Raw genomic sequence first — 8,571 nt, 5'->3', positions numbered from 1 at the left:
CGTGAAGAATTCCATGTAGGAAACCTTTACTTCAACCGTGGCTGTACAGGTGCTATCGTAGGTTACCAACCATTTGGTGGCTTCAACATGTCAGGTACAGATTCAAAAGCAGGTGGCCCAGACTACCTACAACTGCATATGCAAGCAAAAACAACTTCAGAAATGCTTTAATTTTCACATTGACGTGAGGGCTGTTCAAAGTAGGTAGAAATTGAGGCATTTTGAATGAATTTGTGACACTTCTCCAGGTAACGCTACCCTGGCTAAAACCGTAGACTTTCATGACGTAGTTTACCTTGGAGAAGTTAGCAAATTTACCGTTTGAATTGTTGCTATATTCTTAATCATTCTACTTATAGTGATACATAGTCCCTTTCTTTTATAAAGTTTTTCAACATGATTAGTAAGGAGAGAATAGGATATGACAAAAACTCAACAAGTTATTGAACAAACACAAAATTTTGGTGCAGCAAACTATCATCCACTGCCAATCGTTATTTCAGAGGCTGAGGGTGCTTGGGTTAAAGATCCAGAAGGTAACAAATATTTAGATATGTTATCTGCTTATTCAGCAGTAAACCAAGGACACCGTCACCCAAAAATTATCGCTGCTTTAAAAGAGCAAGCTGATAAAGTAACGTTAACTTCACGTGCTTTTTACAGTGAAAACCTTGGTGAATGGTATGAGCTAGTAGGGAAATTAACAAATAAAGAAATGGTATTACCAATGAATACTGGTGCTGAAGCAGTAGAAACTGCGTTTAAAGCAGCTCGTCGTTGGGCATATGATGTAAAAGGCGTAGAAGAGGGTAAAGCTGAAGTTATTGCATGTAATGGTAACTTCCATGGTCGTACAATGCTAGCTGTATCTTTATCTTCTGATGAAGAATACCGTCGTGGTTTTGGTCCAATGCTACCAAATGTTAAATTAGTAGATTATGGTAATCTTGAAGCTTTAAAAGCGGCTATTACACCAAACACTGCTGCATTTTTAATTGAGCCAATTCAAGGTGAAGCGGGTATCGTCATTCCAACAGAAGGCTTCTTAAAAGCAGCTCGTGAACTTTGCCGTGAAAACAATGTACTTTTCATTGCTGACGAAATTCAAGCTGGTTTAGCACGTACAGGTAAAATGTTTGCTTGTGATTGGGAAGAAGTAGAACCAGATATGTATATCTTGGGTAAAGCTCTAGGTGGCGGCGTATTCCCAATTTCTTGTGTGGCTGCAAACCGTAGTATTTTAGGTGTATTCAACCCGGGTTCACATGGTTCAACTTTTGGCGGTAATCCTTTAGCTTGTGCAGTTTCAATTGCATCAATTAAAGTATTATTAGATGAAAAATTAGCAGAGCGTTCACACGAACTTGGCGAATACTTCAAAGGTAAATTAAAAGAAATTAACAACCCAGTTATTAAGGAAGTACGTGGTCGTGGTTTATTTATCGGTATGGAGCTAACAGAAGCAGCTCGTCCATACTGTGAAAAACTTAAAGAATTAGGTCTATTATGTAAAGAAACACATGATACAGTAATTCGTTTTGCCCCACCACTGGTTATTTCTCAAGAGGATTTAGATTGGTCAATTGAACAAATTGAAAAAGTATTTAAACTTTAACAAAATGTTCACATTTTAATTCGGAAGTATGTTACAATGATGCCGATAACTATCATTAAAAAAAACAAAGAGGCGATTTAATAATGTCTGAAAACTTAAATCTTTTCACATCAACACAAGATGTCATTCAAGATGCTCTAAATAAACTTGGCTATGATGAAGCAATGTATGAATTACTAAAAGAACCGCTTCGCATGCTACAAGTACGTATCCCAGTGAAAATGGATGATGGTACAACAAAAGTATTTACTGGTTACCGTGCACAACATAATGATGCTGTAGGACCAACTAAAGGTGGGGTTCGTTTCCACCCACAAGTGTCTGAGGAGGAAGTTAAAGCGCTTTCAATGTGGATGACATTGAAATGTGGTATTGTCGATCTACCGTACGGCGGTGGTAAAGGCGGTGTCATTTGTGATCCTCGTCAAATGTCAATGGGCGAAATCGAACGTTTAAGCCGTGGCTATGTTCGTGCGGTAAGTCAAATCGTAGGACCAACAAAAGATATTCCTGCGCCAGACGTATTTACAAATGCACAAATTATGGCATGGATGATGGATGAATATAGCCGAATGGATGAGTTCAACTCTCCTGGCTTCATCACTGGTAAGCCACTAGTACTTGGTGGGTCTCAAGGTCGTGACCGTGCGACTGCACAAGGTGTTACAATCGTAATCGAAGAAGCAGCAAAAAAACGTGGTATTGATATTAAAGGTGCTCGTGTTGTTATTCAAGGATTTGGTAACGCAGGAAGCTTCCTTGCAAAATTCATGCATGATTTAGGTGCGAAAGTAATCGGTATTTCAGATGCTTATGGTGCACTTCATGATCCTGAAGGTTTAGATATCGACTATTTATTAGATCGTCGCGATAGCTTCGGAACAGTAACTACTTTATTTGAAAACACAATTTCAAACAAAGAATTGTTAGAGCTTGATTGTGATATTTTAGTACCAGCTGCTATTGAAAATCAAATTACTGCTGACAATGCACATAATGTGAAAGCAAATATCGTAGTAGAAGCAGCAAATGGTCCAACAACAGCTGAAGCAACTAAAATCTTAACAGAGCGTGGCATTTTACTTGTACCAGACGTATTAGCCTCTGCAGGTGGAGTTACAGTTTCTTACTTTGAATGGGTGCAAAATAACCAAGGTTATTATTGGACAGAAGAAGAAGTGGAAGAACGTCTATACAAAAAAATGGTCGAAGCATTTGATAATGTATATACAACAGCAACAACACGTAACATCAACATGCGCTTAGCAGCTTACATGGTAGGTGTTCGCCGTACTGCAGAAGCTTCTCGCTTCCGTGGTTGGGTTTAAGTAAAAAGAAGATAATGAGTCATTCCTATATTATTGGGATGACTCATTTTTTTCGTTTTTATTTGATTGAAGAAGGTGGTCTAGGCGCTGCTCTAATAGCATCTTTTTTTCGTTCCTTATTTTTTTGATTTTAAAAAATCTTAGCAGAAAAAAGCTCAAAATTATGGTTACGACAACAATTACAATAATAAGCATGTGCAAAAATTCCTTTTATTTTATGTAATGAGTAGTACTATACAACTATTGTCTGAACAAAATCTGAACAGTTTGAAAAAACGCTTTCGAAATAGCAAAGTGTTGACAGCGTTTAATCTTTGCTTTCTCTAGCGTAATTATGAGAAAATCCAACTAGAAAGGGGCGAATTAGATGGATTCATTTACTTTTTTTAACCCAGTGAAACTACATTTTGGTGAGGATGCACTTGAAAAATTGCCGAAAGAATTAGAGCAATTTGGAAACAAGGTATTAGTTGTATATGGTGGCGGAAGTATTAAATCGAATGGTGTATACGATGCTGTTATAGAAAAATTACAACAGGCGGATAAAACCGTATTTGAATTAGGTGGTGTAGAGCCAAATCCACGAGTAGAAACAGCTAGACGAGGTATTGAGATATGCAAAACTGAAGGAATTGACTTAGTTCTTGCTGTGGGTGGTGGTTCAGTAATCGATTGTTCTAAATTAATTGTTGCTGGCGCTAAGTATGATGGCGATGCTTGGGATATCGTGAAACGTAAAGTGTTTGTAGAACAAGCTATACCACTAGGTACGGTATTAACACTTGCTGCTACAGGCTCAGAAATGAATGCTGGATCTGTGATAACGAATGCTGCTACAGAAGAAAAACTAAGTTGGGGTAGTCCAGCAGCCTTCCCGAAATTTTCGATACTAAACCCTGCATATACAGTGACTGTACCTAAAAATCACACTGTGTATGGAATAGTGGATATGATGTCGCATGTATTTGAGCAATATTTCCACAATACAACGAATACTCCTATCACAGATGAAATGTGTGAAGGGGTATTGCGAACGGTTATTACGACAGCTCCAAAATTATTAGAGGACCTAGAAAATACGAAGTTACGCGAAACCATTCTATTAGCAGGGACAATTGGTTTAAATGGGTTCCTATCAATTGGTTCACGAGGGGATTGGGCATCTCATAATATTGAACATGCAGTATCTGCTGTATATGACATTCCACATGCAGGTGGTTTAGCCATTCTTCAACCGCATTGGATGCGTTTAAATGTACCAGTAAATCCTGAGCGTTTTGCAGGTATAGCAACACGTGTGTTTGGAGTCGAGGCAACAGGCAAAACAGTAGAAGAGGTTGCTTATGAGGGGATTGATCGTTTATCTGCATTTTGGACATCATTAGGGGCACCTAGTCGTTTGGCAGATTACGATATTGATGATTCGAAATTCCAGCAAATTGTAGATCATGCTATGCAAAATGGCCCTTTTGGCAACTTTAATCGATTGCAAGAGGAAGATGTAAGAACCATTTTACGAAATTCTCTTTAATACTTTAAGTATGAGGCTATGCTTATAGCCTCATACTTTTTTTATTGCAAGGTTAAGAAAAATTAACGATTAATGTAGAATTTTGTCGTAGAAGTTTCTTTAGTCCTGCAATATAATAAAATAGATACATAATAGAAGGAATATAAATGTATTTTTCTTTATTTTAAGTGAGGAAAGTCATGTTTTTAGCTGAGTCATTCAACCTATATTGTAGATTGTTTTACTATAAGGTGATTTATGGAATGACAGAAAAGGATAGTTTTTTGTCGTAATCAGTCAATTCGTGTGTCAATGTTCAGAAGTTGTTCAGCCACCTTTACTAAAATAATTACAATATTAAACAAAGAGGAGAGGGATCAAATGTTGAAACAATTGCTACAGGATCGTATTGTTACATTAAGTTGTATAGAAATGCCATTTCAGCAACATGTTTATAAAATGCAAAATTGTGTAGAGGTATTGGGGATTGAAGCGAAATCATTGCAAATTGAAAATGATAAAATTATCACTGGATACATTGTAGATCAAAGTATATTTTTTAAAAGCGTGCGTTTTGGGCGAACGAATGTTATTTTTTCGGATGGTGTAAATAAAGCAATTGTACAATTATTTGTTCGTCCTTCTGGAGAAATTGTTGTAGAAGTTAAGCCGTATTTGGGGGGTGCTGAGATTGTTCCCGTTTATTATCGAACAATTTTAGCAGATACAGCTATTGCAATTGATTTAAAAGGTGCTTTAAAACATTATTTGGTAGCCCATCAATTTATGAATATAGAAGATTCAATTGCTGAAGTACATTACCAATCCATGCATCCGAATGTATTAAAGGATTCTTTTTTAGGAAATTTCGTGTTGGGTTGTCATGTGGATGGCAGAAATATTCTCAATGCAGAAGAATATGCATTAGCTAATCGTCAAGCCTCCTTACTATTTTCAAAAATCGTTATTCAGCAGAATGGTAAAAGACAAATGATTGCTTGTAATAAATTACTTACTTTTATGATTACAAACCATGTTTATGTAGGTTATGAGGATATTCCTAATTTAAAATTAGTCTAACAAATAGCCAACTGCCTGAAATACGGCAATTGGCTATTTGTTTTTATAAAGTATTAAATGGAGTTGTTTGGTTTTTCACCAACGTGTATCCAGCTTGTTTTCCCATCATCTTCGTCGAATAATATAGCTACTTTAGATACTCCTTTTTGGCTTAGGATTACCTCTGTTAAATGATCCCGAACATCATCTAAAAAGGCTAACGATAAAAGCGGATCAGCTTCAGCCACTAATTCTACATGTAAAAACTCACCTTCTTTAATCACTTCAAGACGCACAATATCTTTGATATTTGGATCATCCATTACGAGGTGAGCGATATGGTTTAACATCTCTTCATCAGTTTCACCAATGACACCACGTGCGTTATCAAGGAATACCTTACCTACAACATAAAACATCATGACCCCAATTATCATCGAAACTAGTCCTTCTATTCGACCCCAACCTGTAAAATAAGCAATTAAAATAGCAGCAAAGGCTAAGAAGTTGCCTCCAGTAGCAACTAAATCTTCCATAAAAACTAATTTTGTTGCCGGTTTTGCTCTATTCAAGTATGTGAATGCTTTCGGAATAGATGCGATACCTGCTTTTTCTTGACCTGATTCATGTAGCACTTCTGCAGCCGCTTTAGCTAGCACTGTCCCTTCTAAAACAATCCCGATGAATAATACTCCTAGGGCAATCAATATCCCGCTAGACTCTCCTGTGGGATGAATAAAATGATGCCAACCTTCTTTTATTGTTTCATAAGAAAGGATAGCTACAATTATTACGGCGAAAAGGCATACTAAATTGACAATACGACCAAAGCCACCGGGAAATTGTTTTGTAGGTGCCTTTTTAGAGAGTGCTGACCCTATATACACAAATAATTGGTTTGCTGCATCGCCTAGAGAGTGCATCATTTCTGCAAACATCGCAACGTTACCTGTAAAGAAAAAGGCGATTCCTTTAATAATTCCTAAAAATGCATTTACACATGCAGCCATTAGAGAGGGTTTGTTACCGTCTTTTAGTAGTTTTAATAGTTCTGCCATAAAAAATCCTCCAACTAGTTTAAAATTTCCATTTCGATTTTTTCTATATAAGATAGTGCTCGTAATGAACGATAAAATGACAACAAATTATCCGAGACGATTAAGGAAAGACGTAAATCTAACTCATGTAAAACACTATCGTTTTTTAAGTGCACATCTTTAATGCGTATATTTTCAATGATAATGTTGTTGTCCTTTAAAAATAATAGAAATGATTCTGTATGGTTGTCATCATCAATTTGGACTTTTAATAAAATTTCCCGCATACGAATTCGCTTTGGTCCGATTTTCATAAGAAAAGGTGATAGTACTTCAATTCCAAAAACAATGATCACAACAGCTAGTGTTGCATCCATGTAAAAACCTGCACCAACCGCAATACCAATACCAGCGGCTCCCCAAATCATAGCAGCGGTTGTTAAACCCGTAATGCTGTCATTCCCGCGTCTTAGAATGACTCCTGCACCAAGAAAGCCAATTCCACTAACAATTTGTGCGGCTAAACGAAGAGGGTCCATCGTAATATTAATATCTTCTCTAGCGGGGGTTGAGTAGGCAGTTTCAATGGAGATAATCGTTAATAAGCAGCTGAAAGTAGCAATAACTAAACTTGTTTTTAATCCAACTGGTTTTTTCTTTAATTCCCTTTCGATACCGATTACTAAACTTAATGTGGCTGCAATAACTAATTTTATGCCAACTTCATATGTAATCATATTTTCGAATAATGTTTCCATACACAACCCTCCATTGATATTTCGTATTGCTAAGAGATATGCAAACTGTCATTATTATATGTGCATCACTTTTTTGTATTGTACAACATGAAGTAAGGACATATAAGTATTTTTTTAGGAAGGTGGGGTTTTTTGGAGCAGCCAAAAATCCATCCATACATCCCGATTGTGATTGGTGTAATTTCAGTATCGATGTCAGCTATTTTTGTGAAATTAGCATCGGCGGAAGCGGGGATTATAGCATTTTATCGCATGCTATTTTCCGTTTTAATCATGGCGCCATGGTTTTTAAGGGGATATACAAAGGAGTTAACGACTTTAAAAAGACGTGATTGGCTATTTTCTTCAGTTGCAGGGATTTTTTTAGCTTTTCATTTTATATTATGGTTTGAATCACTCAACTATACTTCAGTAGCAAGTTCAACAGTTTTAGTAACACTACAACCTTTGTTTGCGTTTGTGGGCACTTACTTTTTCTTTAAAGAGAAAATTACGGTGAAAACAATCGTAGCAGGATCAATTGCAATAATAGGAAGTATTTTAATTAGTTGGGGCGATTTTAAAGTAAGTGGAACAGCCTTATATGGAGATGTACTGGCGCTCGTTGCTTGTGCACTAGCGACAGCTTATTTTCTATTAGGACAGGATGTACGTAAGAGATTATCACTTGTAACCTATACAATGGTTGTATATGTTGTAAGTACCATCACTTTATTTATATATGTAATGGTTAAAGGGGAATCTTTTGGTCCATATTCTTCTATGGATTGGTTATGGTTTATCTTATTAGCGTTAATACCAAATTTACTTGGTCATACTTTGTTTAATTGGTCAATTAAATACGTCAGTACGAATGTTGTTTCAATTGCTATATTATTTGAGCCTGTAGGAGCTGCTCTTTTAGCTTTGGTGATATTTAAAGAGTATTTAATCATGACACAAATCATCGGTGGTTTGATTGTATTAGCAGGAATTCTATTGTTTGTAATAGATATTAAAAAGATTTTTAATTTTTTTAAGAAAAATGCTTGATTTTTAAAATGCTATATTATATATTATTACTTGTCCTTAACAAGAAGGAACGCTTGGAAATAAAGTTTTGAAAAGTTGTTGACTTTTAGTTGGGAATGAGATAAGATAATAAAGTCGCTGAAAACGACTTAAATAAAATGAACCTTGAAAACTGAACAAGCAAAACGTAATCAATAAAGTTTTAAGTAGCTAGTTTTGCTAGTGAACGAAACACAATTTTGGACATCAAACA

General features: G+C 36.1%; 8 protein-coding genes. 6 read left to right on the top strand and 2 right to left on the bottom strand.

The genetic code is table 11. The annotated features are described in order from the left end of the window. From ACZ6ZR_RS38260 to ACZ6ZR_RS38240, 5 genes are all read left to right on the top strand, one after another. On the top strand, nucleotides 1–171 hold a 171-nt coding region (locus tag ACZ6ZR_RS38260), incomplete at its 5' end, for an aldehyde dehydrogenase family protein (protein WP_387256090.1). Nucleotides 172–421: 250 nt separating this feature from the next. After that, complete coding sequence (locus ACZ6ZR_RS38255) at nucleotides 422–1,615, top strand: ornithine--oxo-acid transaminase (protein ID WP_004233780.1); 1,194 nt, start codon at nucleotides 422–424, stop codon at nucleotides 1,613–1,615. A gap of 83 nt (nucleotides 1,616–1,698) precedes the next feature. Continuing rightward, nucleotides 1,699–2,943 carry a Glu/Leu/Phe/Val family dehydrogenase gene (locus ACZ6ZR_RS38250; protein WP_004233781.1) on the top strand — a complete coding sequence of 415 codons (1,245 nt, stop codon included), beginning with the start codon at nucleotides 1,699–1,701 and terminating at the stop codon, nucleotides 2,941–2,943. Nucleotides 2,944–3,310: 367 nt separating this feature from the next. Beyond that, nucleotides 3,311–4,474 carry an iron-containing alcohol dehydrogenase gene (locus tag ACZ6ZR_RS38245; RefSeq protein ID WP_131522565.1) on the top strand — a complete coding sequence of 388 codons (1,164 nt, stop codon included), beginning with the start codon at nucleotides 3,311–3,313 and terminating at the stop codon, nucleotides 4,472–4,474. Between the two features lie 360 nt (nucleotides 4,475–4,834). Beyond that, the gene (locus ACZ6ZR_RS38240; protein ID WP_048395809.1) at nucleotides 4,835–5,533 is read left to right on the top strand and encodes a hypothetical protein; all 699 of its coding nucleotides are present in this window, start codon (nucleotides 4,835–4,837) and stop codon (nucleotides 5,531–5,533) included. A 53-nt stretch (nucleotides 5,534–5,586) separates the two neighbouring features. Here the strand turns inward: ACZ6ZR_RS38240 and ACZ6ZR_RS38235 are convergent, their stop codons facing one another. Next, the gene (locus ACZ6ZR_RS38235) at nucleotides 5,587–6,570 is read right to left on the bottom strand and encodes a cation diffusion facilitator family transporter (protein WP_048395811.1); all 984 of its coding nucleotides are present in this window, start codon (nucleotides 6,568–6,570) and stop codon (nucleotides 5,587–5,589) included. A gap of 14 nt (nucleotides 6,571–6,584) precedes the next feature. Then, a complete protein-coding gene (locus ACZ6ZR_RS38230; protein ID WP_004233792.1) occupies nucleotides 6,585–7,307 on the bottom strand; it encodes an MgtC/SapB family protein in 723 nt (240 codons plus the stop codon). A gap of 132 nt (nucleotides 7,308–7,439) precedes the next feature. On the opposite strand from ACZ6ZR_RS38230, the gene ACZ6ZR_RS38225 reads away from it, so the two are divergent. After that, nucleotides 7,440–8,339: a DMT family transporter gene (locus ACZ6ZR_RS38225; protein ID WP_279495844.1), complete on the top strand. Its 900-nt coding sequence runs from the start codon at nucleotides 7,440–7,442 to the stop codon at nucleotides 8,337–8,339. The last annotated feature ends 232 nt before the right edge of the window (nucleotides 8,340–8,571 follow it).

Source organism: Kitasatospora sp. NPDC088742, assembly GCF_055584905.1.
This window is presented reverse-complemented; position numbering and strand designations above follow the sequence as displayed.

Excerpts from the sequence above, each read along its gene's own strand:
- ACZ6ZR_RS38255 (WP_004233780.1), top strand. The coding sequence starts at position 422 with ATGACAAAAACTCAACAAGTTATTGAACAAACACAAAATTTTGGTGCA.
- ACZ6ZR_RS38235 (WP_048395811.1), bottom strand. The coding sequence starts at position 6,570 with ATGGCAGAACTATTAAAACTACTAAAAGACGGTAACAAACCCTCTCTA.
- ACZ6ZR_RS38250 (WP_004233781.1), top strand. The coding sequence starts at position 1,699 with ATGTCTGAAAACTTAAATCTTTTCACATCAACACAAGATGTCATTCAA.
- ACZ6ZR_RS38240 (WP_048395809.1), top strand. The coding sequence starts at position 4,835 with ATGTTGAAACAATTGCTACAGGATCGTATTGTTACATTAAGTTGTATA.
- ACZ6ZR_RS38230 (WP_004233792.1), bottom strand. The coding sequence starts at position 7,307 with ATGGAAACATTATTCGAAAATATGATTACATATGAAGTTGGCATAAAA.
- ACZ6ZR_RS38245 (WP_131522565.1), top strand. The coding sequence starts at position 3,311 with ATGGATTCATTTACTTTTTTTAACCCAGTGAAACTACATTTTGGTGAG.